Below are 24,775 nucleotides of genomic sequence, written 5' to 3'. Positions count from 1 at the left end.
CAATAAAAATGAAGAAACACTCCGCAAAATACTTAAGGATTCTTAAGTTTTATTTTCAAGATAAAAGCTTATGGAAATTTTCCTCCATAAGCTTTTATCTATGCATTGGATGTTCGACAATGAAGCTCATCCAGCCTTCTCTATATTCAGCAAGGATATTACCATTATGAAGCTCAACAATTCTTTTTGAGATCGCAAGCCCTAGGCCGCTTCCTTGTTGATCTGTTCTTGCCTTATCGCCCCTGAAAAACCGTTCAAACAATTTGTTTATATTGTCAACCGGGAAATCCTCAACTTTATTAGAAACTTTCAAGATTGCTTTGTCACCAATGATCTCAAGGCTAATAAATAATTTAGATGGTTTCTTGCTGTATTTTATCGCATTCATAAAGAGATTATCATAAACACGAACCAACTTATCGATATCCATTAACACAGGAATATTGTCTTCTGTAATTGATTTTTGAACACTTAACTGTTCCTTTTCAAAAATAGGGATGTATTCCCCGATTATCTGTTCCAATAAACCCGACAAATCAGCTTCTTTACAGGTTAACTTAACGTCCGGGCTCGATAAATGTGTATACTCAAACAGTTCATCAATCAGGTATTTCAGCCTTTGCGATTTTGAATCAATTGTTTCGAGATATTCCTGAAATTGAGCTTTACTGTCATATTGGCCTTTTTTTAATAAATCCAAATACCCGATAATTGATGTTAATGGTGTTCTTAAATCATGAGATACATTTGAGATCAGTTCACTTTTCGATCTTTCTAATTGTCTTTCGTGTTCAAATTTTTTTTCTAACTCTTTGGACATATCATTAATGTTTTGTGCAAGCTGGGTCAATTCATCCCTACTTTCAATCCTAATGGTCAAGCCAAGTTTTCCATTGGCAATATGATGAACACTCTCAGTAATAAGCCTCAAATATAATATTTTTTTCCGTGCCATAATAAAAAAAACTACAATAAAAGTAAGAATAGCTACCGAGAATTGAAGCAATATCATAAAATAGCTACTCCGGAGGCTAAATTCTTTCAGATAATTCATTTTTTGTAGATATACGTTAGATAATATAATGAGTGTCATCATACCTAATGAAATAAGAAAACTAATTGCAATCGTACCAAGAAGCTTTACAATTAGCTTATTTCCAAACTTCCTCATATTTTATATCCTGTTCCCCAAACAGTTTTTATGTAAATGGGATGTTTGGAATCCTCTTCTATCTTATCCCTGATTTTTGTAATGTGTACCATGACAGTGTTGTCCGATTTAAAAAAGTCTTCCTTCCATACTGCTTCATATATTTTCTCAACACTTAGAACCATACCTTTGTTCATGCAAAGAAGTTCAAGTATATCGAACTCTTTTGGCGTCAGCCGCACTTCCTGCCCCCGCACCCATACTTGCCGTGTATCTGTATTGACGATCAGGTCACCGATTTCAATGATGTTCTTCGTGCTATTAGTATCCGTATTGTATTTTTTATACCTCCTTAATTGGGATTTGACCCTTGCGATTAACTCTAATGGGTTAAACGGTTTCGATAAATAATCATCGGCACCGGCAGCAAGCCCTTGAATTTTATCCATATCTTCCGATTTTGCAGAAAGCATGATGATGGGCAGATTTCGTTCCTGCCTAATCTTCATACATGCTTTAATTCCATCCATGCTGGGCATCATAATATCCAAGATCATGAGATCAAACTCTTTTTGTTCCAACAGTTTTAAAGCTTCGATTGCATCTTTAGCCTTTTGCGTGTGCAGACCTTCATTTTCTAAATAAACAGAAATAAGATTTCTAATATCTTTGTCATCGTCAACAATAAGAATGTTAGACTTCATATAACTCCTCCTTATCATTTTGCGGCATCGAACAGCTGAAGACATAAGCCGGAGGCACATTTCTAAGTTCTCTTTTTACATCTATTTTGGTAAAAAACTGTTCAATAAATGTCTTTTTATACATAGTGTATTGGAAAGTAATGAATTCCCCATCTTTTTTTAAAATCTTAGAGGTTTCTAATAAAATTTTGTTTGAAACACTTTTTGGCAAGCTTGCAAATGGAAGACCGGAAATAACATAGTCTATATAAGGTATACCATACTCCCTTACATGCTCGATGATATTTTCGGCAGATCCGTATACAATGAATAAATTCCTCTCATTTTTAAATTTTTCTTTCAGCAATGAATAAAATTCTTTATTTTGTTCGACTAATAAAATAATCGTCTCTGGATTTCGTTTTTCAAGCAGTTTTTTTGTGAATACACCTGTACCTGGTCCATATTCGATAATGTATTTGGCTTTCTTAAAATCAATTCCTTCCATCATTCTATCTCCAAGAAACCTTGAGCTGGGAAGGATGGAACCAACAGTGCTGGGATTACCTATATATTGAAATAAGAACAACAGACGTTTCATCTCTAATCTCTCCATTTGTTTTAAATTTATAATCTTACTTTAAATTCAAAACCTGAAGAAAGAGGGGCAAAAGTTCTTAAGAATTCTTAAGTTTTGGCGGAACTCTTTTCATAACTGTCGTCCTTAGCATAGGACTATCTATTTCCCTGCCGCCATCTATATCAAGAATGACAAATAAAAAAGAGAAGTATTAATCTTTGCATGAGTGATCGAGCATTCTCTTTCTATATATCTGAACCATTACTGACTCAACAAAGAAGAATTATTTAATTTATGTTATTTTATTCACCATTCATCAACACTTTTACACCCTGCGTTTTCATCACTATTGGATTTAAGAGGTTTGGATTGCCATATATGAAGGTATGCAATTAAATAATTGTGGTACAGTAAGTAGGAATAAAACAAGATGAAAGAAGGTGATCCCATGCCCACTAACAATAAACCCAATAGATTAATCGCTGAGAAATCACCATACTTACTTCAACACGCCCACAACCCAGTAGACTGGTTCCCTTGGGGAGAAGAAGCCTTCGAAAAAGCAAAACGCGAAAACAAGCCGGTTCTGGTCAGCATCGGCTATTCAACTTGTCATTGGTGCCATGTCATGGCTCATGAAAGCTTCGAGGACGAGGAAATCGCCCGCCTTCTTAACGAACGTTTTGTTGCGATTAAAGTGGATCGGGAAGAGCGCCCTGATGTTGATTCTGTTTATATGAGAATCTGCCAGCTGATGACCGGACAGGGCGGCTGGCCGCTGAATGTGTTTATCACGCCTGATCAGAAGCCGTTTTACGCGGGTACATATTTTCCGAAGACCAGTAAATATAATCGTCCGGGTTTTGTGGATGTGCTTGAGCATCTTTCAGAAACGTTTGCGAACGATCGTGAGCATGTCGAGGATATTGCAGAAAACGCCGCTAAACATTTACAGACAAAAACAGCGGCTAAAACAAGCGAGGGGTTGAGCGAATCAGCGATCCACCGGACATTCCAGCAGCTTGCCAATGGTTTCGATACAATCTACGGCGGCTTCGGACAGGCGCCGAAATTTCCTATGCCTCATATTCTCATGTATTTTCTTCGTTATTATCACACGACGGGGCAGGAAAACGCTTTGTACAACGTCACGAAAACACTGGACAGCATGGCAAATGGAGGCATCTATGACCATATCGGCTATGGGTTTGCCCGCTATTCGACCGATGATGAGTGGCTCGTCCCTCACTTTGAAAAAATGCTGTATGACAATGCGCTCCTGCTGACAGCTTATACTGAAGCTTATCAAGTCACGCAAAACAGCCGTTATAAAAAGATTTGTGAGCAGATCATTACATTCATTCAACGGGAAATGACCCATGAAGACGGGAGCTTTTTCTCCGCTTTAGACGCGGATACAGAAGGCGAAGAAGGAAAGTACTACGTGTGGTCAAAAAAAGAGATCTTGAAGACGCTCGGAGAGGATCTCGGCACGCTGTATTGCAACGTGTATGACATCACAGAAAAAGGCAACTTTGAGGGCAAAAACATTCCCAACCTCATTCACACCAAGCGGGAACAAATCAAAGCGGATAGCGGCTTAACCGAAGAAGAGCTCAGCCGCAAGCTTGAAGATGCAAGATTGAAGCTGTTAAAGACGCGTGAAAAAAGAACGTATCCGCATGTCGATGATAAGGTGCTCACCTCATGGAACGCGCTGATGATTGCGGGTCTTGCTAAAGCAGCAAAGGTATTCCAGGAACCCCAATACCTCAGCTTGGCTGAAGACGCTATCACCTTTATTGAAAACAATGTAATCATCGACGGCCGGGTGATGGTTCGGTATCGCGACGGCGAAGTGAAAAACAAAGGATTTATCGACGATTATGCCTTTCTCTTATGGGCTTATCTCGATCTCTATGAAGCCTCGTTTGATCTATCATATATAGAAAAAGCGAAGAAGCTGTCAAACGATATGATCGATTTGTTTTGGGACGAGGAGCATGGTGGATTCTACTTTACCGGACATGACGCAGAAGCATTAATTGTCAGAGAAAAAGAAGTGTACGATGGCGCCGTGCCTTCAGGAAACAGCGTGGCAGCCGTTCAGCTCCTGCGCCTCGGGCAAGTCACAGGCGATTTGTCGCTGATTGAAAAAGCCGAAACGATGTTTTCCGTGTTCAAGCCTGAAATCGAGGCATACCCGAGCGGCCACTCTTACTTTATGCAAAGTGTGTTAAAACAGATGACGCCTAAAAAGGAAATTGTGATTTTTGGACGCCCGGACGATCCAGACAGAAAACAAATCACAAGCGCGCTTCAAAAGGCCTTTAATCCAAACGATTCCATCCTGGTGGCAGAACATCCCGACCAGTGCAAAGACATTGCACCGTTCGCGGCTGACTATCGCATCATAGACGATCAAACAACCGTGTATATTTGTGAAAATTTCGCCTGCCAGCAGCCGACAACAGACATCGAAGAAGCCTTACAAACATTAAAAAGCAGCAGGGATTAAACGCCTTGCTGCTTTCTTTTTGATCTCTTATGGTATTGTACAACGATAAACGCAAAGAAAAGATTAACGACAACCGTAAAGAAAGTCTCCCACATCGGATTTCCCCGTGTGATGGCAAATAATGAAGGAATATCTCCATATACACTGTTTTTTTCAGTCATAAATAGACATAAGAACATATTATTCGCGGCATGCACACCAAGTGAAATTTCAAGGCTGCCTGTTTTAACCGTATAATATGTTAAAAGAATCCCAATCGTTACATACTCAATGCCTGCCCAAAAAGCGCCATTACTCATTTCAGGATTGCCAAAGTGTACAGCCCCAAATAGACCGCCGACAATCAGCGTCAATACAAAAGGGTTCTTTATTACTTTTCCAAAAGCCTGCAATAAAAATCCCCTGAAAAACAGTTCTTCCGCAGAAGTCTGGAGCGGCACCAATAACAGAGATGCCACAAGCAGCCACAGAAAACGTGAGGCGTCAAAATCCTGAAAAGTGTATTTCGCCGGATGAACCGCATAATCAATCCCCTGAACCACAGCCATCAGCAAGAAATAAGCGATAAAGCCAAAGAAAATGCTGCGCCAGCTGATTTTTGCATGCGGTGTAATGACTGATCGAAACGGGCGTTTCAGGATAAAGCGAACCGCCAGCCAAACCCCTGGGATCGCAAATACATAAACGATATGAGCTAAAAACAGATCAGCCAAAGAATCGGTTAACATACCTGTATCCACATCAAACGCGATATGTGGACTTAAAAGTGCAGTCAATAACATCATAAAGACATAAACAATGCTTCCAAAAAAGAATAAGCCAACCATCACCAAAAAGGAGAAAAAATATCTCCACAATGTATTGTTTCCTTCTAGAGGACGGATAAATGAATTCATTCCTTCTATGACTCTTCCTTTCAACGAGAATATTACTATATATTTGCATAATTTGGTCTACTAATCTACTGTTTTGGAAATCTTTTAAGCAAAATTAAGGCGAAAAGTGTGAATTTAGTTCTTCCATCTAGTGATTTGAACTCTGTCCCCAATGAATCAAGATACTTATAATAATGCCAAGAGGAGAATGTTCAGTCTTTCTCCCGTTATTAAAAGGGGGTTTTTTATGAATACGGGCGTCAAACCGAAACATACACATCCTTTTTCAAACGCGGCAAACCGTTTAGACCGCCTCCCGATTTCACGTGTCCACTTCCAAGTATTAACCGCTCTCGGCATTGTTTACTTCTTTGATCTTGCGGATTTATTTACCCTCAGCAATGTAGCGCCGGCACTGATCGAGCATTGGGGCATCCAGCTTTCAACCATTGCCAATGTAACGGCTGCTTCGTTTTTAGGCATGTTTTTGGGAGCATCACTTGGGGGACGGCTTTCAGATCGAATCGGCCGAAAAAAAGCCTTGAATCTATTTGTCTTCGTTTTTTCAATCGCATCGCTATGTAACGCCGCTGCTTGGGACATCCCATCCTTAATGGCGTTTCGTTTTCTCACTGGATTTGGCGTCGCAGCTGCCATGGTCATCACCAATAGCTATTTAGCAGAATTTTTCCCTTCAAGTGTTCGCGGAAAATATATTTCTTTCTGTGCCATGATCGGATTGATCGGCGTACCGATCACCAATATCGTATCAGCCTTTGTCATTCCGCTCGGCTCTTGGGGATGGAGACTTGTCTTTGTATGGGGCGCTGTTGGTCTTATTTATTTTTTCTTTATTCGGCGGCTGGAGGAATCACCCCGCTGGCATGAAAATCGCGGTGAATATGAAAAAGCCGATGCCATCCTGAAAAGGATTGAAGCAAGCGTTGAAAAAGAAAAAGGCCCGCTTCCTGCTCCGGTGCCGCAGACCGTAAGCGGACAAGTACAACATGCGGGTTACGCAGGATTATTAAAGGGGAGAAACCTGAAAATAACCATTGTGTTATCCGCGGTATGGATTTTTGAAACCTTTGGATTCTATGGCTTTGCCTCTTGGGTCCCCAGCTTGCTAAAAAGTAACGGGGTCACGATGGAAAATACATTATGGTATAACGTATTGCACTCGGTCGGCGCTCCGCTCGGCGCGTTGCTAGGTTCAATGATTTCCGAAAAATTCCAGAGAAAATGGATTTTGGCCGCCAGTGCGTTTCTGACTGCCATCGCAGGTCTTTTATATGGCATGACCTTCATTCCCATCATGATTATCGTGTTTGGTTTCATCGTCAATATTACGGAACGGGTTTTCACATCAAACTTATATGCGTATACATCTGAGCCTTTTCCAACAGAGTATCGCTCGTCAGGTAGCGGTTTAGCCTATGGGCTCGGGCGCTTTTCGAACATCTTCGGCTCATTGCTCGTCGGGTTTATCGCCGTTCAGCTCGGCTATGTCAGCGTCTTTTTCTTTATAGGCGGCTGCTGGCTCGCATGCTCCATATTGTTAATCTGCTTCGGCCCCAATACGAATGCCAAGCAGATATAAAAAATCAGTGCGGCGTTTAACCGCACTGATTTCAATTCAATTCCTTCAGCTTTCTCGCAGGGTTTCCCCCTACAACCGTATTAGCAGGGACATCCTTTGTCACTACGGAACCCGAAGCAATCACCGCGTTATCGCCGATCGTCACTCCCGGGTTTATCACTGCCCGCCCGCCAATCCAAACATTATCTCCAATTGTAACAGGCTTACCGAATTCCTTCCCCGACTTCCTAACAAGCGGGTCGAGAGGGTGACCAGCCGTGTAGATATGCACCCCTGGAGCTATCAAACAATCACATCCTATACGAACTTCACAAACATCAAGAATGACACAGTCAAAATTAACAAATGTACGATCCCCCATATGAATGTGATAGCCGTAATCACAGCGGAATGTCGGCAAAATGGTGACTTGATCACCGATCGAACCCAGCAGATTTTTCAAAAGTTCCGTTCGCACTGACTCATCTTCTGGTGATTCGTTATATTGTTTAATCAGATTTCTCGCATGTTTACGCTCTAGTGATAATTCACGGTCTTCCGAGTTGTATAATTCTCCGGCTGCCATTTTTTCTTTTTCTGTCAGCATTCAATTCACTCCAAGATGTTAAATTGTAATCTCTATTAGATTTCCTTCCTCATCTTCAATTACACTTTCATAGTAGCCGTCCCCTGTCGTCCTTGGACCGCTTACTACAGCGAATCCGTCCTGCTTTAACCTTTCTGTCAGTTCATCAACATTCTCTTTGCTTCCAGTGGAAAAAGCGATATGCGCCCAGCCTGTCATCGTTTGTGACGGCTGATCAGTCACATCTCCTTTTTTCATGATTTCCAGCCTTGCTCCGGAATGAAACGTCATAAAATACGACTTAAAATCTTTCTTCTCATTATGATAAAGAGAATTGGCTTTGCCATTAAAATACGTTTCATAAAAAGCCTTCATTCGCTCTAAATCTCTGACCCAGATGGCCGTGTGCTCAATATGCATGTCTTCCTCCTCCTTTGTCTTTCAATGAAGTTATAAGGGATGAAATGCATTTCAGTTCAAGCTTTTTTTCATGAATTGATGCTGAATTTTTATATCTATGGGATGTTCCTGCAAAAATAACGAAAATGCTGCGGTGCCCAGCTGCTCAAGATTCAGATCAAGCGATGGGAAACAGAGGGCACGGCTGATAGAGGAATTCCCTTCTCCAATGATCTCAACATCCCAGTCTTTCTTTTTGGCAAATACATAAATTCCTGCTGCCACTTCATCACTGTTTGCATAAATAGCTGTTGGAGCCCGGCCGCTTGTATAGAAATACGCACCCGCCTGCTCTCCGTCGTCCATATGATTACAGCCGGTCAGCATATGGCGGTCCTCCAGGCTTCCATAGACGGCCTGATAAGCCGCTGCTTTAACCGCCGTACTCGGGCTCTTGTCGGCGCTTCTCGCGCTTGTAAAAGCAATATGTTCATGTCCGCGGTTCTTTAGATATCGAAAGCTTTCTATGTAGGCTGCTTTTCTGTCATTGTAAGCACAAGGAATATTCATGTCTCCAGTATCCTCACAAGCAATAATCGGTCCATATTCTTGATAGGCTATCATACTGTCCCAGTGATTGGCTCGTGATGTAATAATGAGGCCATCTATTTTTTTCATTCTTAACAGCTCTAAATATTTGATTTCAATGTCGGGGTTATAGTTGGTAGGGAGGAGGGTTGTTGCATATTCATGTCTAAATGCCGCCTTTGTGATGCCGTTTACGATTTTATCAAAGCAAGGGTGATCGCTGTAAGGCAGGATTACACCGATCGTTTGAGTCTTGCCGCGAATAAGATCGATCGCAGTTCGATTCGGTGTGTAGTCTAATTCCTCCATGACTTGATGCACCAGCTTCCTTTTTTCTTCAGACACATACGGATGATGATTCAGTACACGTGACACAGTCGAAACAGATACATTCGCCAATCTCGCAATCTCTTTTATGTTTGCCATCTCTTTCTCCTTTTTCATCATAAAAAAAGCAGTAAGGATCAATCCTTACTGCTATCTCATCATATATTGATCGTAAGTTCAACAGGACAATGGTCGGAGCCCAAGACGTGTGCTGATATCTTGGCATTTTCAATCTGCCCCTTAAGACTCTCAGAAACAATAAAGTAATCCAGACGCCAGCCGATATTTCTGTCCCGGGCACCCGCACGATACGACCACCAGGAATAAGCGCCTTCCAAATCAGGGTATAAATAACGGAATGAGTCAATAAAGCCGGCTTCCAAGAAACGAGTGAATGCTCCTCTTTCTTGATCAGAAAAACCCGCGTTATTCCGGTTTGCTTTTGGATTCTTCAAATCAATTTCCTGATGAGCCACATTTAAATCACCGCACAGGATAACCGGTTTTTTCTTGTCCAATTCGAGAATAAACGCTAATAAAGCCTCTTCCCATTGCAAACGGTAATCAATGCGTTCCAGCCCTCTTTTTGCATTAGGCGTGTAAACGGTCATCACATACATGTTTTCAAATTCCAGCGTAATCACTCTGCCCTCTTGATCATGCTCTTCTATTCCGATTCCGTACATGACGTTCAGTGGCTTTTGTTTTGAAAAAACAGCCGTACCTGAATATCCTTTTTTCTCTGCATAGTTCCAATACACATGATAGCCTTCTGGTTCAAGATCCACTTGGCCATCCTGAATCTTTGTTTCCTGCAGACATACAACATCGGCATCCTCTTCTTTCAAGTAAGAAAGGAAATCCATTTTTCTCATGACAGCCCGCAGGCCATTCACATTCCAAGAAATGAGCTTCATTTTTTATCCCCCTATAAAAAAGAGCAAGAACCCGAAGGTCCTTGCTCTTTACGTATCAGCTTACTCACCAGTTACGTATGGAAGTAAAGCCATTTGACGAGCGCGTTTGATCGCTGCAGTCAATTTACGTTGGTATTTAGCGTTTGTTCCAGTTACACGACGTGGTAAAATTTTACCGCGCTCAGAAACAAACTTTCTAAGAAGATCTACATCTTTGTAGTCGATGTGCGTGATACCGTTAGAAGTGAAATAACACACTTTACGGCGCTTCGCACGACCGCCTCTGCGTCCTCCTGCCATTGTCATTTCCCTCCTTTCTTTGTCAATTTAGCGATATTCTCATTAGAATGGAAGATCATCATCCGAGATGTCAATCGGCTTGCCGTCGTTGGCAAATGGGTCATCATTAAAGCTGTTCCCCTGATTGCGTCTCTGGTTGTTTTGATTTCCCCCGAATGGATTATCATTTTGGCCTCCGCCAAAGTACTGGCCTCCGCCGCTGTTTCCTTCGTTGTATCCACCTGAACCAGAACCGCCGCCGCTTTTCGGCTCAAGAAATTGAACACTTTCAGCTTGGACCTCGGTCACGAAGACACGCTGCCCTTGCTGGTTTTCATAGTTTCTTGTTTGTAAACGGCCATCTACGCCTGCAAGGCTTCCTTTTTTCAGGAAGTTTGCAACGTTTTCGGCTTGTCTTCTCCAAGTGACACAATTAATGAAATCGGCCTCACGTTCTCCAGACTGGTTCGTAAATGTACGATTCACAGCAAGAGTAAACGTGGCAACAGCCGCACCGTTTGGCGTATAACGAAGCTCTGGGTCTTTTGTCAGTCTTCCGACTAATACAACTCGGTTAAGCATAAGAAAGACCACCTTTTACCATTATATATTTCAAAATTGCTTATTCTTCTTCTTTAACAACAATGTGGCGAATGATATCGTCACTGATCTTAGCTAGACGGTCAAATTCTTGAACTGCCGCAGCATCAGCTTGAACGTTTACGATTTGGTAGAAACCGTCGCGGAAATCGTTGATTTCGTAAGCTAGACGACGTTTACCCCAATCCTTTGTTCCAGTGATCTCCGCACCGTTAGAAGTCAGAACGTTGCTGAAACGCTCGATAACTGCTTTTTTAGACTCATCGTCAATGTTTGGGCGGATAATGTACATAACTTCGTACTTTCTCATCTGTTTGCACCTCCTTTTGGACTAAGCGGCCCGTAATGGGCAAGGAGCAATAATTCTATTACTCACAATTTTATATTATACCAAAGCTCTTGTCCCTTTACAACTGCATCCTATACATTAAATCGGAAATGAATAACATCTCCGTCTTTTACCACGTAGTCTTTTCCTTCAAGACGGACTTTTCCGGCTTCCTTCGCTCCTGCCATGCCGCCGCCCGCAAGAAGATCATCATAAGCAACCGTTTCAGCGCGAATGAAGCCGCGCTCAAAGTCACTATGAATAATTCCAGCGCATTCAGGGGCCTTCATGCCTTTTTTGAATGTCCAAGCTCTGACTTCCTGCTCACCGGCTGTGAAATATGTTGCCAGCCCAAGCAGCGAGTAAGATGCTTTAATCAGCTGATCAAGACCTGACTCTTCAATTCCCAGCTCTTCAAGGAACATTTGCTTCTCATCGCCTTCAAGCTCAGCGATTTCGGATTCAATCTTCGCACAAACGACGATGACTTCTGCGTTTTCGCCGGCAGCGTATTCACGAATCTTCGCTACATATTCATTGCCAGACGGGTCAGCCACTTCCTCTTCACTTACGTTTGCAACATACAAAATAGGCTTTGACGTCAGCAAATGAAGCTGCTTTACAAGCTTTTGCTGCTCTTCAGTAAACTCAACAGAACGAGCAGGCTTTTCATTTTCAAACGCTTCTTTCAGTTTAGTCAAAATGTCAAACTCAAACACAGCCTCTTTATCTTTTTGCTTTGCAAGCTTGCTGACACGTGTAATCCGCTTTTCAACTGTTTCCATATCAGCGAGAATCAGCTCAAGATTGATCGTTTCGATATCATCAATCGGATCAACTTTACCGGAAACGTGTGTAATATTATCATCAGAAAAAGCACGGACAACGTGGCAGATCGCGTCAACTTGGCGAATATGAGAAAGGAATTTGTTACCGAGACCTTCTCCTTTTGACGCGCCTTTTACGATTCCTGCAATATCAGTGAATTCAAAAGCAGTCGGCACAGTCTTCTTCGGTTTGACCAGCTCAGTCAGCTTTCGCAGACGATCGTCCGGTACTTCTACAATTCCCACGTTCGGATCAATTGTACAGAACGGGTAGTTGGCTGATTCGGCACCGGCCTGTGTAATTGCGTTAAATAATGTTGATTTCCCGACGTTCGGCAAACCGACAATTCCAGCTGTTAAAGCCATTCTTTCATCTCCTCTATATAAAACCGTCATTGCATTAACGTATTTTGAACCTAGAGCAATTATAAGGAGGTTCACTGGAAAAGACAAGCTGACAAAAAAGCATTTTCAGCCTGCTGAACCCTCTCATTATGCTTTTTTCAAGCCCACTAAACAGTCAAAAAGCGTACTTCCCATTCCATTATCAGAATTTGTATCATTTGTCAGCGTATTGACGGAGCCGCCAAAAGCCGCCCACATGCCTTCATCTACATTTATCGTCTTCGGATGAGCCTGTTTCATCACTTTAACTTTACCATTCAAACGGCCCCGATCATTGAAAATGACAACCTCGTCTCCATCCTGAAGATCCCGCTCAGCCGCTATATCTGAAGAAATATCGACCTGTATGTGCTGAAGCTTCTCGATGAACGGAACATGCTGTGAATGATTAGAGCGCTGCGGATGAATGGACAAAAGCGTGTAAGGGTATTTTTCGGCAAGTTCTTCGTTATGGTAAACAGACTCCTCAGGCACTTCCAATTGAAGTGCACCGCTAAATCCTTTTTCTTCAGCTAAAGAAGAGGTAAACTCAAATTTTCCGCTTGGCGTCAGAAACGTAAAGTCTTCCCACGGCACCTGTTTAACCGGAAGCGGCAGATGGCCTTTTTCTTTCAAGTGCTCAAGCGTTACACCGTCTGCCTCCAATGAAGAAAGCCCCATCTCCAAAAGTTCTTCAGTACTGTGTTCAAAAAGCTCTCCAAATCCAAGGCGCTTTGCAAGCTCTGACCATATCCATCTGTCTGACTTCGCTTCGCCCTGCGGTTCCACCAGCTTCTTCCCATACTGAACATAATGATGGTACATACTGGAATAATAAATATCCTCTTCTTCAAAAACAGTGGCAGTCGGCAAAACATAGTCGCACAGCTTTGCCGTATCGGTCATGATGGAATCAATCGCTACTGTCACCGGAACCTTTTCAAACGCCCGTCTTACTTTATTTGTGTTTGGCACCTGAGTCAGCGGGTTCCCGCATGTCACGATAATCATCTCGATCGCAGGATCATCAGCGGTTAAAACCTCTTCAGCCTGTGTCATCATTGAAAAAGAACGTGATGTCGTTTTTAATTCCGGCAGCGTCAGCTTCGTTTTTGCAAAACTTTCACCAATCTGGACATTGCCAAAATTTGCGCCGCCGCCTTTAATACCAACGTTTCCGCTTGCCGCAACAAGCGCATCAATCCAGCGAATCGTCCCGCCGCCATTTTTATACCGCTGCATACCAAGCCCCATAAAAGTAGACACCGGACCATCCGCATACAGACCTGCAAGAAACTCCAGCTCTTCCATCGTAGTTTCTGTTTTCGCAGTAAACTCCTCGAAAGAAACCGTGCTCAAAAGCTCTTTTACATCATCAAACCCGACAGAATGCTGAGAAATAAAATCCTCATCCGTTCTTCCCGTCTCGATCAGAACCTTCAAAACAGCCGCGGCAAGCCAGCCATCCATTCCCGGCTTTACAGAAATATAACGGTCAGCCAGTTTTGCAGTCGGATTAAAAATCGGATCAATCACCGTCAGTGTTGCGCCCTTTTTCTTTACCTGCTGCAAATGGTGATAAAGGTGCATATTTGTCCTTGATACATTTCTGCCCCACACAACGACGTGTTTGCTGTTGTAAATATCAAGCGGCCCGTGCCCATACGACCGGCCGAAATCCCAGCTTTGCGCCTCTATACCCGAGCCCCAGCAAATGCTTCCGACAATCTCAGTCACACCGCCATACGCATTAAAAAAACGCTGATCTAGCGCTTTTAATAAACCGTTATTGGCATAATCATGGCTGTGCAAAACTGCTGTTGTTTCTGACGTCTCCTGAATGTCCCGAAGTTTATCGGCAATTTCATCAAGAGCCTGCTCCCAGGAAATCCGCACAAACTCGCCATTTTGTTTTTTCATCGGATAACGAAGCCGATCAGGCGAATTTGTTTTCGTCTCTAGCATTCTGCCGCGGCCGCAGATTTTCCCTTCCGTAATCGGATGGTTTGGATCTCCGTCCACTTTTGTTACCTTTCCGTCATCAACAGTCACCACAAAACCGCAGCTGTCCCAGCAATTCAGAGGGCATGCTGACTGATGCACTTTGCTCATCGCCGTCTTCTCCTTACCTTCTATATGAAAAAGCATGAGTGTCAGCCTTTTTATGAAGTAGGCTCCTCATGCTTGACCAGTACTTTTTTTACTTTTCTTTCAAATTCTTTTCTCGGAATCATCACGCTGTGAGAGCAACCCTCACATTTAATCCGAATATCCATTCCCATACGTATAATTTTCCATCTGTTTGCTCCGCATGGGTGCGGTTTCTTCATTTCTACAACATCATTCAGGCCAAAGTCTTTATCCGCCAAGACCCTTCACCTCTCTTCATAAACTGCTGAATCTATTGTACAAAAAAACTGATCATTAGAGCAATCATCATACCCAAAAAGAAAGGAATCCTCTTATTTCCATTTACTTAAAATAGGGTATAACAGCAAACAAACTAATAGATAAAGATTCAGCATTCCATAAATAGGATATAAAAAAGCGATTAAATCGGAAAAACCGAAAGAAGTAAAAGGCACCATCAACACTAACAGAATCAATACGATCATCCATCTAGGCATGTGAAGAAAAGCCATCAGCCGGCTGGATAATCCAAATAAACCAGCCACCGTCGTCGTATATATCGCAAGGCACAGCACCGCAGTCATACATAAAAAAAGAAGATAAGGGGCACCCTCCAGAATGGCAAACAGCGGAATTTCAAATTGAGAAAGGGAACCAGCCAGTTCTACCAACGTTTCATTATATACAAAAGAGATCACGCCAAAAATAAGACCGCTGGCCACACTGGCGATTTTAGCTTCCCCCAGCCCTTTCATTTCTTTCCCGACAGACGATAAAATCGCGACAACCGAAAGAATATTTAAAGAAGTAAACGTAATGCTGGCAGGCCAGTTATACTGCCGGCTCAAATCTATCGTCCACGTATGGTGATGAGTGCTCTGAAATGAAAATAACGCATACATCAGCCCGGCAACTAAAATAGGAATTAAAATGCCATTCACAGATAAAATCCCTTTCACATCCCAGAAAAACAAACACACCGTCACGATGCAAAGCAGCGCAATTCCCCACCAAAAAGGGAGCTTGTACATTTGCAGCGTCACTCCGCCTCCGGCGATCATCACCATGGTTGTAGAAAATAAATAAAAGACAATGAGAATATCATAAATTTTCGCCAGCCACGGTCCCATTAAATGTTCAAGAACCGGAAGAAAGTGAGTGGATTGAACCTTAAAACTGATTTTCATCACAATATAAGACGAGAAAATGAACATCACTGTAAACAGCACAATAGCCAGTCCGCTTTCTGCGCCAAAAAACTGCCATATCTCCTGACCGCTTGCATATCCGGCGCCGATCAGGCTGCCTAATATAAGCAGCATCCACCTCATTCCGGCTCTCCACAACATTATCACCTCATAAGTACAGAGTTCAGCTTGTTTCCGTTATTGTTACTATATAGAGCGCTAATAATAAAAATGCCTATTTTCATAGGAAAACAAAAAATAATGGTTGAATGTGAAAATATCATACAAAATACTCGTAAAAAAAAGACCACCTAAACAGGCAGTCAAAATACAAAATCCCATCCTTCACTTTCCTACCATTCCTTTATACGCTCTTCACCAAGATATCATGTTCAATCATTCAGTTATTCCGATCTTATCGTAAACTCCATTAGGTGTTCCAAGCATATTAATGATACCTCCATTACCAAAACAGCAGACCATATCTTGCTTCACCTGAAGCGCTGCGGCACAATACTTGTAAATAACCTCTATCTTTTCCTCTTTGTATCCAAAAATCCGTAAACAGACACAAAGCATAAAAAACCTAACTGCTGGATATAATGTAAACAACCTTACATACCAAAAAAACACATCCCTAGCAATTCCGATATCTAACAAGGAAGTGAAACCTATGAATCGAAAAGGCGGGCTTTTTTCTTCTCAGGAACGAGTAAAGCAATATGTTTCACATACAGATACAGCTGCAGCAAAACAAATACAAACAATTCTTTCTTCATCCTTACGTAAAGCTGCCGGCAGACCGATTGTTGTGGTTTGTATCGGAACAGACCGTTCAACTGGTGACTCATTAGGCCCGCTCGTAGGAATGAAACTCAAACAGATGCAGCTCACCAGATTCCACGTCTACGGCACCCTGTCTGATCCTGTGCACGCTGTAAACATGAAGGACAAATTGATGGAAATTCACAAATTACATAAAAACCCATTTATTGTAGCAGTTGATGCTTGCTTAGGGCGTGTGAAAAGCGTAGGTTCATTCCAGATCGGAGATGGCCCACTAAAGCCTGGTGCCGGTGTACAGAAGGATCTTCCTGAGGTAGGAGATCTCCATGTGAATGGAATTGTAAATGTTAGCGGTTTCATGGAGTACTTTGTTTTACAAAATACAAGGCTTCACTTGGTCATGAATATGGCAAATGTTCTTGCTGAAGGACTGAGTTTAACAGATCGAACAGAGTGGAGGCAGGAACGGCTTAATCCGTTGCAAAGACTCACAGGACGATTATAAAACAAAAAACCATCTTCAATAGAGATGGTTTTCTTTCATTTACGATTCTCGTTCTGATAAAAGCTCTAAGATCCGTTCAAGATCCTCATTGGAGAAAAACTCAATTTCGATTTTGCCTTTTTTCTTTTGTCTCTTAATATTTACTGTTGTACCAAAATAATTTTGGAGATACGATTCCCGTTCTTTGATAATCGCATCTTTTACAGGCTCTTTTTTCTTTGTTTCACGTGGAACATTCTGATTTAATTGTTGAATCAGCTGCTCAAGCTGGCGAACGTTAAGCTGTTCTGCAATCACTTTTTGCACAAGCGGTTCAAGCTTGTTTTTATTTTTCAAACCAAGAAGTGTGCGGCCATGCCCCATAGAGAGCGTGCCTTCCGCAATCAGCTGCTGAATGTTCTCAGGCAATGTCAGCAATCTTAAATGGTTGGCAATATGCGGTCTGCTTTTTCCGAGACGTTTTGCAAGCTGCTCTTGCGTGACATCTAAGTGTTTGAGCAAAGAGTCATAAGCCTGAGCCTCTTCCAGCGGTGATAAATCCTCACGCTGAAGGTTTTCCAGTAAAGCAATTTCTCTCATTAACGCCTCTGATAATTGACGGACAATCGCTGGAACTGTTTCTAAACCTGCAAGCTTTGCCGCCCGAAAGCGCCGTTCACCCGCAACGATATCATAGCCTTTTAAAGATTTTCTGACGATAAGCGGCTGGAGAATGCCATGCTGCAGCACAGATTCCTTGAGCTCAGCTAGAGCTTCGTCGTCAAAGTGTTTTCTTGGCTGATAAGGATTAGGGCGTAAATCGGTAACTTTGATTTCCTCAACTGTCTCTTCAGACAAATCAACCTGATTAAACAACGCATTAATCCCTTTTCCAAGGCCTTTAGCCATTCGCAGCCACTTCCTTTGCTAAATCTAAATATACTTCCGCACCTCTTGACCGCGGATCGTATAAAATGATGGGTTTACCGTGACTCGGTGCCTCACTCAGACGGACATTACGCGGAATAACAGTCTGATATACTTTATCTCTAAAGTATTTTTTTACCTCTTCAATCACTTGAATGCCAAGATTTGTCCGGGCATCAAGCATCGTCAGCAATACGCCTTCAATCATTAAATCCGTATTCAAATGCTTTTGCACAAGACGTACTGTATTTAATAATTGGCTCAGTCCCTCCAAGGCATAATATTCGCACTGTACAGGAATCACAACTGAATCTGAAGCAGTCAGCGCGTTAATTGTCAGCAATCCCAATGACGGAGGACAATCAATAATAATATAATCATAATTCTGCTTCACTGCTTCAAGCGCTCTCTTAAGTCTGACTTCTCTTGAAATTGTCGGAACCAGCTCGATCTCAGCTCCTGCAAGCTGTATCGTCGCAGGAATCACATCCAAATTCTCTACTGAAGTTGCTTTAATAATATCTATTACATCTGCATCATCTACTAAAATATCGTACACACACTGATCTACATCGGCTTTTTCAATCCCCAATCCGCTCGTTGCATTCCCCTGCGGATCAATATCTACCAGCAGAACCCTTTTCCCTATGTAAGCTAAGCATGCTCCAAGGTTGACAGACGTCGTTGTTTTTCCGACTCCGCCTTTTTGGTTCGTAATTGCTATGATTTTTCCCACGATGTCACCTACTTTCACATGAACATGTACTGTCATGTTTCTATTTTATCAAAAAAAGATTAAAGCGTTTCACTTTTTTCATCATTTTGTTTTTTATCAGAAGGGAATATTTGAAAATTAAATCAGCGCTTTATTGCTTTCTCTTATAAATTCTTAAACTGATATGTTTTTTTGACTTAAAAAAGGGATTTCTAATAGAAAAAAAGAAGAAGTTACAATGCAGAAAGTACAAACAGGACGGTGATCATATGGTTTACAAAACAAAAAGAGATGCACCCGTTACTCTTATGATTGTGTTTCTCATATTACTGATACAAGCAGATGCCATAGTTCCTTTTGTGCTGGGACATATGAGGATATCCGGCTGGATCATTTTTGTTCTGCTGACTCTTTTCAACGTGCTCATCATTTGGAGTTTCATTGATCTGAAATATGTATTGAAGGAGCACCGTTTGATCATTAAAGCTGGATTGATCAAACATCAAATTCCTTACGAAAAAATCGACAAAGTGATTCAGCAAAAGAAGCTGTGGTCAGGTTTTCGGCTTATTGGCTCACGGCGTGCGATTACGATTTATTATCGGGGAGGCTGGGGACATGCAGTCATTTCTCCACAAAACACGGAAGAATTTATCCACAAGCTCAAAGAAAAGAATTCTAATATAACAATTGTAACTAAAAGTAATTAATTCCCTTTTAGCGAAAAAGCTCTCCTGGACAGCAGGAGAGCTTTTATTTTGGTATGCGAATCGTCAATTGAATATATTCTTCAAATTCCTCTTCTTCCGTATTCAATTTTACGCCGCTGTCTTCAACCATTGACAGTGACTGGCGAATCGTGTTCATTGCAATTCTAGTATCCCTGCTGAACGCTTTGCGTCTAGGCTTTGGTTTTCTCTGGCCTTGCTCCAGCATTTTAACCACGCGGTCTTCTGTCTGCTTTACATTTAAGCTTTTCTCAATTATCTCTGTGAGCAGTGTGACTTGGAGCTCAGGCTGTTTCAGGGGAATCAGCGCTCTGGCATGACGCTCTGTGATTTTCTTCTCCATGATTGCGTCTTGAACCGGCTGAGGCAGCTTTAATAGCCGCAGTTTGTTCGCAATCGTTGACTGCCCTTTTCCTAAACGCTGCGCCAGTGCTTCCTGTGTTAAATCATGAAGCTCAAGGAGCCTTGCGTAGGCATGCGCTTCCTCAATCGAAGACAATTCCTCACGTTGCAAATTTTCAATTAACGCCACTGAAGCGGTTTCCGTGTCGGAAAAATCCTTAATAATGGCCGGAATCTTTTCCCACTCGAGCGATTGCACCGCTCTCCAGCGTCTTTCACCTGCAATGAGTTCGTATTGGCCTTCTTCTTCTGTATGCCTGACAACAATCGGCTGAATAATGCCGTGTGTATGAATGGTCATTGCTAACTCTTTGATTTTTTCATCTGAGAAAATGGTGCGTGGCTGAAAACGGTTGGGAACGATAGCATTTACCGGTATTTCCAGAATCTCTTCTTTGTTTGTCTCATGTTCAGCAATCTCCGGTTCCTGTTCCTTCTCACCAAGCCCGAAGAAACGAGAGAATGAATGCTTCATGTACCTACACCACCTTTAAAAACTGCCATTTTTATAATTCTATTTTCTCATGGTTTTTCCTGCTGTACCGTCATTAATTTTAAAGAAATGATGATGGTATTGTCATATCAGGCTGTCTAAATTACCCTTCAATTGGCGATTTATTAGGAGTTCCCGGTTTTCTTGGATACTTCTTAGGTGTATTTTTGATCTTGCGTATCACCATAATATTACGATCGCTTTCTTCAATAGGCAGCTTAAAGGAATGGGTATTCTCAAGTTCTCCTCCAAGCGTTGTGATTGCTTTTTTCCCCGCGTTTAATTCTTCTTCAGCAGATGCGGCTTTTAAAGCAACAAATAAACCGTTTTTCTTAACCAGAGGCAGGCAAAGCTCACTTAAAACAGAGAGTCTCGCAACCGCTCGCGCTGTCACGATATCATAGCTTTCCCTTACGTCCTTCCGTTGTCCGAATGTTTCAGCTCTGTCATGGCAAAATGTCGTATTCTCCAATTGTAAAGCTTCAGACAGCTTTTCTAAAAACGTTATTCGTTTGTTTAGTGAATCTACGATTGTGACATGAAGGTGCGGAAAACATATTTTAATCGGCAGACTCGGAAAACCCGCTCCCGCTCCGACATCACAAATCGTATTCATCTGATTGAAGTCGACATAAAATGCAGCTGTAATGGAATCATAAAAATGCTTCAGATAAACTTCTTTTTTCTCTGTAATCGAAGTCAGATTGATTTTTTCATTCCACTCAACCAGCATATCGTAATACAGCTCAAATTGCTCCAGCTGACGAGGAGAAAGGGAGATCCCTTTTTCCGCCAGTCCAGAAGTGAATTCTTCAATATTCATGCCGTCATCCTTTCTACTCGGCTATCTTCGCAATGCGGCCCTGCTCTAAATATACCAATAGAATTGAAATGTCTGCCGGGTTCACACCGGAAATACGGGAAGCTTGGGCAACAGACAAAGGCCGTACGTTTTTCAGCTTTTGACGAGCCTCGGTTGCAATCCCCTTAATTGCGTCATAATCAATTCGATCAGGGATTTTTTTGTTTTCCATCTTCTTCAGTTTTTCCACTTGCTGAAGCGATTTTTCAATATATCCTTCATATTTCACTTGGATTTCTACTTGTTCTGCCACGTCTTGAGGAACCGGCACTTCTGGCGGCGCCAGTTTTGTCACAGTTTCATAGTTCATTTCAGGACGTTTCATCAAGTCTGTGCCGCGTACCCCATCTTTCAATTCGCTTCCGCCAAGAGAACGGATATATTCTTGATTTTCTGGAGACGGCTTGATAATCACAGAATGCAGACGTTTTTTCTCCGCTTCGATCGCCGCTTTTTTCTTCTCAAAAGCCGCAAATCGCTCATCAGAAATCAATCCAATGCGGTGGCCGATTTCTGTCAGACGCAGATCTGCATTGTCATGACGAAGAAGCAATCTGTATTCAGCGCGAGATGTCAAAAGACGGTATGGCTCATTTGTCCCTTTCGTCACAAGGTCATCAATGAGAACACCAATGTAGGCGTCAGAACGGCTTAGAATCACTTCTTCTTTTCCAAGCGCTTTTCGTCCTGCATTGATTCCCGCCATAATCCCTTGTCCCGCAGCTTCTTCATAACCGGATGTTCCGTTAATTTGGCCGGCAGTGTAGAGATTGGTAATTTTTTTCGTTTCAAGCGTCGGCCATAGCTGAGTCGGTACAATCGCATCGTACTCAATCGCATAGCCGGCTCTCATCATTTGAACGTTTTCCAGGCCCGGAATCGTTGCAAGCATTCTTTGCTGCACGTCCTCTGGAAGACTGGTAGACAAACCTTGAACATAAACTTCCTGCGTATTTCTGCCTTCTGGCTCAAGGAAAATTTGATGACGCGGTTTATCATTAAAACGAACAACTTTATCTTCAATTGACGGGCAGTATCTCGGACCTGTACCTTTGATCATACCGGAATACATCGGTGAACGGTGCAGGTTGCTGTCAATAATCTCATGTGTCTCAGGGCTCGTATATGTCAGCCAGCAAGGAAGCTGATCTGTGATATATTCAACTGTTTCATATGAGAAAGCGCGAGGCACTTCGTCACCAGGCTGAATTTCCGTTTTGCTGTAATCAATCGTGTCGCTTTTGACGCGAGGCGGCGTACCTGTTTTAAAACGAACAAGGTCGAAGCCCAGTTCTTCCAAATGCTCAGAAAGCTTAATAGAAGGCTGCTGGTTGTTCGGACCGCTTGAGTAAGAAAGATCACCGAGAATGATACGTCCTCTCAAATATGTTCCTGTCGTCATAACAACTGCTTTCGCACGGTAATTCGCACCGGTTTGTGTAATGACACCGCGGCACTCGCCGTCTTCAATGATCAGACGCTCTACAATTCCTTGCAGCAGCGTTAAGTTTGGTTCTTTTTCAAGCGTATTTTTCATTTCATGCTGATATTGGAATTTATCTGCTTGCGCACGCAGCGCACGGACAGCAGGACCTTTTCCTGTATTCAGCATTCTCATTTGAATATGCGTTTTATCAATATTTCTGCCCATTTCTCCGCCAAGCGCGTCAATTTCGCGGACGACAATCCCTTTTGCAGGGCCGCCGACAGACGGATTACATGGCATAAACGCAACCATATCTAAGTTGATGGTCAAGACAAGCGTTTTGGCGCCTTGACGTGCTGATGCGAGGGCAGCCTCAACACCGGCATGCCCGGCGCCAATCACTATCACATCGTATTGGCCTGCTTCATACCCCATGATTCTAGTTCCTCCTTTATTTATTTTCCTAAACAGAACTGTGAAAAGAGCTGATCAATTAAGCTTTCATGGACAGCGTCTCCAATGATTTCGCCCAGAAGCTCCCAGCATCTTGTAAGATCAATCTGCACCATGTCGATCGGGACATCCTGTTCGATGCCGCTAAGCGCGTCTTCAATGGCGCTTTTTGCTTCCTGTAAAATTGAAATATGGCGTGTATTGCTGACATACGTTAAATCTCCGCTTTCAATAGCACCTGTATAGAACAGTGATTGAATCGCTTCCTCCAAATCATTAACGCCTTCTTCTTTTAGAAGAGATGTCGTTACAACAGGACGTCCATTGGCCAGCTCGCGTACACGTTCTATGTCAATTTTCGCCTCGAGGTCAGTCTTATTCATAATGACGATGACGTCCATTCCCTCAACGGCTTCAAAAAGCTTTACGTCTTCTTCAGAAAGCTCTTCACTATAATTAAGCACAAGTAAAATCAGGTCTGCTTCCTTCAGAACCTGACGAGAGCGTTCAACACCTATTCGTTCAACAATATCCTCTGTTTCACGAATACCTGCAGTATCAACAAGACGAAGCGGAACACCTCTTACATTTACGTATTCCTCAATCACATCCCGTGTCGTACCCGGAATATCGGTAACAATAGCTTTTGCCTCATGAACCAGGCTGTTAAGAAGAGAAGACTTTCCGACATTCGGACGGCCGATAATGACAGTAGAAAGACCTTCCCGCAAAATTTTGCCCTGCTCAGATGTTCTAAGCAGCGCCTCAATTTCTTTTTTAACGGAGCTTGCCTTTTCAACTAAAAGCTGATGTGTCATTTCTTCTACATCATCATACTCCGGATAATCTATATTTACCTCAACATGGGCCAGCGTTTCTAAAATATCATCGCGTAAACGGCGCACCAAAGCAGAGAGACGCCCTTCCATTTGATTCATAGCGACGTTCATTGCCCGATCCGTTTTCGCTCTGATTAAGTCCATCACCGCTTCCGCCTGTGAAAGGTCGATTCGCCCATTTAAAAACGCGCGTTTCGTGAATTCACCAGGCTCCGCCAGTCTCGCTCCCTCTCTTAAGGCGAGCTGGAGCACTTGGTTTACTGTCACAATTCCCCCGTGGCAGTTTATTTCTATAACATCTTCACGTGTAAAAGTTCTCGGTGCTTTTAACACCGATACCATTACTTCCTCCACGACCCGATCCGTACGTTTGTCTACAATATGGCCGTAATGAATCGTGTGTGATTCGACCGAACTGATCGTTTTCCCTTTCGGCCCTTTATACATTCTGTCGGCGATCTGGATTGCTTCCGGTCCGCTCAGCCGCACAATAGCAATCGCACCCTCTCCCATCGGTGTAGAAATGGCCGCAATTGTATCCATGTTGTTCACCTCTCTTTTCTATACTCTCATTCATCTATATAAAAAAATATTTTATTATGCCAAAACTAAAAGATAACATAGTTTGGTTCGAAGTGGAAGATGTGTTATCCACAGACTTAGAAATTCATCCCTTATTACTTTAACTTATCCACATGTGAATAACAATTAATTTTATTTCCT

General features: G+C 42.5%; 25 protein-coding genes. 4 read left to right on the top strand and 21 right to left on the bottom strand.

From position 1 onward, the window contains the following. Nucleotides 1-94 precede the first annotated feature (94 nt). Genes DIC78_RS10365 through DIC78_RS10355 form a run of 3 tightly spaced genes read right to left on the bottom strand, consistent with a single transcriptional unit; the run spans nucleotide 95 to nucleotide 2,434 of the window. Nucleotides 95-1,171: a sensor histidine kinase gene (locus DIC78_RS10365; RefSeq protein WP_127696208.1), complete on the bottom strand. Its 1,077-nt coding sequence runs from the start codon at nucleotides 1,169-1,171 to the stop codon at nucleotides 95-97. Next, on the bottom strand, nucleotides 1,168-1,854 hold the full coding sequence (locus tag DIC78_RS10360) for a response regulator transcription factor (RefSeq protein ID WP_106019915.1): 687 nt from the start codon (nucleotides 1,852-1,854) through the stop codon (nucleotides 1,168-1,170). Before DIC78_RS10360 ends, DIC78_RS10365 begins: the two co-directional genes overlap by 4 nt. Beyond that, nucleotides 1,844-2,434: a class I SAM-dependent methyltransferase gene (locus DIC78_RS10355; RefSeq protein ID WP_106019916.1), complete on the bottom strand. Its 591-nt coding sequence runs from the start codon at nucleotides 2,432-2,434 to the stop codon at nucleotides 1,844-1,846. The genes DIC78_RS10360 and DIC78_RS10355 overlap by 11 nt, the downstream gene beginning before the upstream one ends. A 427-nt stretch (nucleotides 2,435-2,861) precedes the next feature. Here DIC78_RS10355 and DIC78_RS10350 point away from each other — a divergent pair, with 427 nt between their 5' ends. Continuing rightward, complete coding sequence (locus tag DIC78_RS10350) at nucleotides 2,862-4,931, top strand: thioredoxin domain-containing protein (protein ID WP_127696206.1); 2,070 nt, start codon at nucleotides 2,862-2,864, stop codon at nucleotides 4,929-4,931. On the opposite strand, the gene DIC78_RS10345 is transcribed toward DIC78_RS10350, so the two are convergent. Next, nucleotides 4,928-5,827, bottom strand: a complete 900-nt coding sequence (locus DIC78_RS10345; RefSeq protein ID WP_106021825.1) for a CPBP family intramembrane glutamic endopeptidase — start codon at nucleotides 5,825-5,827, stop codon at nucleotides 4,928-4,930. The two genes, DIC78_RS10350 and DIC78_RS10345, sit on opposite strands and share 4 nt — an antisense overlap. A 226-nt stretch (nucleotides 5,828-6,053) precedes the next feature. Between DIC78_RS10345 and DIC78_RS10340 the strand changes: the two genes are divergently transcribed. Beyond that, nucleotides 6,054-7,406 (top strand): MFS transporter, encoded by a 1,353-nt coding sequence (locus tag DIC78_RS10340; RefSeq protein WP_106021824.1) that lies wholly within the window; start codon nucleotides 6,054-6,056, stop codon nucleotides 7,404-7,406. Nucleotides 7,407-7,437: 31 nt separating this feature from the next. Here the strand turns inward: DIC78_RS10340 and DIC78_RS10335 are convergent, their stop codons facing one another. The 11 genes from DIC78_RS10335 to DIC78_RS10285 form a co-directional block, all read right to left on the bottom strand. After that, nucleotides 7,438-7,992: a maltose acetyltransferase domain-containing protein gene (locus DIC78_RS10335; protein ID WP_024123563.1), complete on the bottom strand. Its 555-nt coding sequence runs from the start codon at nucleotides 7,990-7,992 to the stop codon at nucleotides 7,438-7,440. 18 nt (nucleotides 7,993-8,010) lie between these two features. Beyond that, on the bottom strand, nucleotides 8,011-8,391 hold the full coding sequence (locus DIC78_RS10330; RefSeq protein ID WP_106019919.1) for a VOC family protein: 381 nt from the start codon (nucleotides 8,389-8,391) through the stop codon (nucleotides 8,011-8,013). A 51-nt stretch (nucleotides 8,392-8,442) separates the two neighbouring features. Then, on the bottom strand, nucleotides 8,443-9,384 hold the full coding sequence (locus tag DIC78_RS10325) for a transcriptional regulator CcpB (RefSeq protein WP_106019920.1): 942 nt from the start codon (nucleotides 9,382-9,384) through the stop codon (nucleotides 8,443-8,445). Nucleotides 9,385-9,443: 59 nt separating this feature from the next. Then, nucleotides 9,444-10,202 (bottom strand): exodeoxyribonuclease III, encoded by a 759-nt coding sequence (gene xth / locus DIC78_RS10320; protein ID WP_127696204.1) that lies wholly within the window; start codon nucleotides 10,200-10,202, stop codon nucleotides 9,444-9,446. Between the two features lie 60 nt (nucleotides 10,203-10,262). After that, on the bottom strand, nucleotides 10,263-10,502 hold the full coding sequence (rpsR, locus tag DIC78_RS10315; protein ID WP_010332656.1) for a 30S ribosomal protein S18: 240 nt from the start codon (nucleotides 10,500-10,502) through the stop codon (nucleotides 10,263-10,265). Nucleotides 10,503-10,544: 42 nt separating this feature from the next. Next, nucleotides 10,545-11,063, bottom strand: a complete 519-nt coding sequence (gene ssbA, locus DIC78_RS10310; protein ID WP_010332657.1) for a single-stranded DNA-binding protein SsbA — start codon at nucleotides 11,061-11,063, stop codon at nucleotides 10,545-10,547. Between the two features lie 40 nt (nucleotides 11,064-11,103). Continuing rightward, a complete protein-coding gene (rpsF, locus tag DIC78_RS10305) occupies nucleotides 11,104-11,391 on the bottom strand; it encodes a 30S ribosomal protein S6 (protein WP_010332658.1) in 288 nt (95 codons plus the stop codon). A 110-nt stretch (nucleotides 11,392-11,501) separates the two neighbouring features. Next, nucleotides 11,502-12,602, bottom strand: coding sequence for a redox-regulated ATPase YchF (gene ychF / locus DIC78_RS10300; RefSeq protein ID WP_127696202.1), 1,101 nt, complete (start codon nucleotides 12,600-12,602; stop codon nucleotides 11,502-11,504). Nucleotides 12,603-12,728: 126 nt separating this feature from the next. Then, nucleotides 12,729-14,732, bottom strand: a complete 2,004-nt coding sequence (locus DIC78_RS10295) for a molybdopterin-dependent oxidoreductase (protein WP_127696200.1) — start codon at nucleotides 14,730-14,732, stop codon at nucleotides 12,729-12,731. A gap of 50 nt (nucleotides 14,733-14,782) precedes the next feature. After that, the gene (locus DIC78_RS10290; RefSeq protein ID WP_095712546.1) at nucleotides 14,783-14,989 is read right to left on the bottom strand and encodes a DUF951 domain-containing protein; all 207 of its coding nucleotides are present in this window, start codon (nucleotides 14,987-14,989) and stop codon (nucleotides 14,783-14,785) included. Between the two features lie 93 nt (nucleotides 14,990-15,082). After that, a complete protein-coding gene (locus DIC78_RS10285; RefSeq protein WP_049809975.1) occupies nucleotides 15,083-16,099 on the bottom strand; it encodes a YkvI family membrane protein in 1,017 nt (338 codons plus the stop codon). Nucleotides 16,100-16,610: 511 nt separating this feature from the next. Between DIC78_RS10285 and yyaC the strand changes: the two genes are divergently transcribed. Then, on the top strand, nucleotides 16,611-17,228 hold the full coding sequence (gene yyaC / locus DIC78_RS10280) for a spore protease YyaC (RefSeq protein ID WP_024123571.1): 618 nt from the start codon (nucleotides 16,611-16,613) through the stop codon (nucleotides 17,226-17,228). A 39-nt stretch (nucleotides 17,229-17,267) separates the two neighbouring features. Here the strand turns inward: yyaC and spo0J are convergent, their stop codons facing one another. Continuing rightward, nucleotides 17,268-18,116, bottom strand: a complete 849-nt coding sequence (gene spo0J / locus DIC78_RS10275; protein ID WP_103672091.1) for a stage 0 sporulation protein Spo0J — start codon at nucleotides 18,114-18,116, stop codon at nucleotides 17,268-17,270. Continuing rightward, the gene (soj, locus tag DIC78_RS10270; protein WP_010332665.1) at nucleotides 18,109-18,870 is read right to left on the bottom strand and encodes a sporulation initiation inhibitor protein Soj; all 762 of its coding nucleotides are present in this window, start codon (nucleotides 18,868-18,870) and stop codon (nucleotides 18,109-18,111) included. Before soj ends, spo0J begins: the two co-directional genes overlap by 8 nt. A 248-nt stretch (nucleotides 18,871-19,118) precedes the next feature. On the opposite strand from soj, the gene DIC78_RS10265 reads away from it, so the two are divergent. Further along, complete coding sequence (locus DIC78_RS10265; protein ID WP_127696198.1) at nucleotides 19,119-19,559, top strand: PH domain-containing protein; 441 nt, start codon at nucleotides 19,119-19,121, stop codon at nucleotides 19,557-19,559. A gap of 43 nt (nucleotides 19,560-19,602) precedes the next feature. Here the strand turns inward: DIC78_RS10265 and noc are convergent, their stop codons facing one another. The 4 genes from noc to mnmE form a co-directional block, all read right to left on the bottom strand. Then, on the bottom strand, nucleotides 19,603-20,454 hold the full coding sequence (noc, locus tag DIC78_RS10260; protein WP_003219249.1) for a nucleoid occlusion protein: 852 nt from the start codon (nucleotides 20,452-20,454) through the stop codon (nucleotides 19,603-19,605). Nucleotides 20,455-20,575: 121 nt separating this feature from the next. Then, entirely contained in the window at nucleotides 20,576-21,295 is a 720-nt protein-coding gene (gene rsmG, locus DIC78_RS10255; protein ID WP_024123575.1) for a 16S rRNA (guanine(527)-N(7))-methyltransferase RsmG, read from the bottom strand. 13 nt (nucleotides 21,296-21,308) lie between these two features. After that, nucleotides 21,309-23,195 carry a tRNA uridine-5-carboxymethylaminomethyl(34) synthesis enzyme MnmG gene (mnmG, locus tag DIC78_RS10250; RefSeq protein WP_101859620.1) on the bottom strand — a complete coding sequence of 629 codons (1,887 nt, stop codon included), beginning with the start codon at nucleotides 23,193-23,195 and terminating at the stop codon, nucleotides 21,309-21,311. A 20-nt stretch (nucleotides 23,196-23,215) separates the two neighbouring features. Continuing rightward, a complete protein-coding gene (gene mnmE / locus DIC78_RS10245) occupies nucleotides 23,216-24,595 on the bottom strand; it encodes a tRNA uridine-5-carboxymethylaminomethyl(34) synthesis GTPase MnmE (protein WP_127696196.1) in 1,380 nt (459 codons plus the stop codon). Between the last annotated feature and the right edge of the window lie 180 nt (nucleotides 24,596-24,775).

Origin of the sequence: Bacillus halotolerans (genome assembly GCF_004006435.1) — a bacterium.
Lineage (GTDB): Bacteria > Bacillota > Bacilli > Bacillales > Bacillaceae > Bacillus > Bacillus halotolerans.
Note: the sequence above shows the minus strand (reverse complement) of the source record. Positions and strands in the feature narration are given on the sequence as shown.

What these genes read in the sequence shown, in the direction of transcription:
- DIC78_RS10365 (WP_127696208.1), bottom strand. Translation starts at nt 1,171, where the DNA reads ATGAGGAAGTTTGGAAATAAGCTAATTGTAAAGCTTCTTGGTACGATT.
- DIC78_RS10360 (WP_106019915.1), bottom strand. Translation starts at nt 1,854, where the DNA reads ATGAAGTCTAACATTCTTATTGTTGACGATGACAAAGATATTAGAAAT.
- DIC78_RS10355 (WP_106019916.1), bottom strand. Translation starts at nt 2,434, where the DNA reads ATGAAACGTCTGTTGTTCTTATTTCAATATATAGGTAATCCCAGCACT.
- DIC78_RS10350 (WP_127696206.1), top strand. Translation starts at nt 2,862, where the DNA reads ATGCCCACTAACAATAAACCCAATAGATTAATCGCTGAGAAATCACCA.
- DIC78_RS10345 (WP_106021825.1), bottom strand. Translation starts at nt 5,827, where the DNA reads ATGAATTCATTTATCCGTCCTCTAGAAGGAAACAATACATTGTGGAGA.
- DIC78_RS10340 (WP_106021824.1), top strand. Translation starts at nt 6,054, where the DNA reads ATGAATACGGGCGTCAAACCGAAACATACACATCCTTTTTCAAACGCG.
- DIC78_RS10335 (WP_024123563.1), bottom strand. Translation starts at nt 7,992, where the DNA reads ATGCTGACAGAAAAAGAAAAAATGGCAGCCGGAGAATTATACAACTCG.
- DIC78_RS10330 (WP_106019919.1), bottom strand. Translation starts at nt 8,391, where the DNA reads ATGCATATTGAGCACACGGCCATCTGGGTCAGAGATTTAGAGCGAATG.
- DIC78_RS10325 (WP_106019920.1), bottom strand. Translation starts at nt 9,384, where the DNA reads ATGGCAAACATAAAAGAGATTGCGAGATTGGCGAATGTATCTGTTTCG.
- xth (WP_127696204.1), bottom strand. Translation starts at nt 10,202, where the DNA reads ATGAAGCTCATTTCTTGGAATGTGAATGGCCTGCGGGCTGTCATGAGA.
- rpsR (WP_010332656.1), bottom strand. Translation starts at nt 10,502, where the DNA reads ATGGCAGGAGGACGCAGAGGCGGTCGTGCGAAGCGCCGTAAAGTGTGT.
- ssbA (WP_010332657.1), bottom strand. Translation starts at nt 11,063, where the DNA reads ATGCTTAACCGAGTTGTATTAGTCGGAAGACTGACAAAAGACCCAGAG.
- rpsF (WP_010332658.1), bottom strand. Translation starts at nt 11,391, where the DNA reads ATGAGAAAGTACGAAGTTATGTACATTATCCGCCCAAACATTGACGAT.
- ychF (WP_127696202.1), bottom strand. Translation starts at nt 12,602, where the DNA reads ATGGCTTTAACAGCTGGAATTGTCGGTTTGCCGAACGTCGGGAAATCA.
- DIC78_RS10295 (WP_127696200.1), bottom strand. Translation starts at nt 14,732, where the DNA reads ATGAGCAAAGTGCATCAGTCAGCATGCCCTCTGAATTGCTGGGACAGC.
- DIC78_RS10285 (WP_049809975.1), bottom strand. Translation starts at nt 16,099, where the DNA reads ATGTTGTGGAGAGCCGGAATGAGGTGGATGCTGCTTATATTAGGCAGC.
- yyaC (WP_024123571.1), top strand. Translation starts at nt 16,611, where the DNA reads ATGAATCGAAAAGGCGGGCTTTTTTCTTCTCAGGAACGAGTAAAGCAA.
- spo0J (WP_103672091.1), bottom strand. Translation starts at nt 18,116, where the DNA reads ATGGCTAAAGGCCTTGGAAAAGGGATTAATGCGTTGTTTAATCAGGTT.
- DIC78_RS10265 (WP_127696198.1), top strand. Translation starts at nt 19,119, where the DNA reads ATGGTTTACAAAACAAAAAGAGATGCACCCGTTACTCTTATGATTGTG.
- noc (WP_003219249.1), bottom strand. Translation starts at nt 20,454, where the DNA reads ATGAAGCATTCATTCTCTCGTTTCTTCGGGCTTGGTGAGAAGGAACAG.
- rsmG (WP_024123575.1), bottom strand. Translation starts at nt 21,295, where the DNA reads ATGAATATTGAAGAATTCACTTCTGGACTGGCGGAAAAAGGGATCTCC.
- mnmG (WP_101859620.1), bottom strand. Translation starts at nt 23,195, where the DNA reads ATGGGGTATGAAGCAGGCCAATACGATGTGATAGTGATTGGCGCCGGG.
- mnmE (WP_127696196.1), bottom strand. Translation starts at nt 24,595, where the DNA reads ATGGATACAATTGCGGCCATTTCTACACCGATGGGAGAGGGTGCGATT.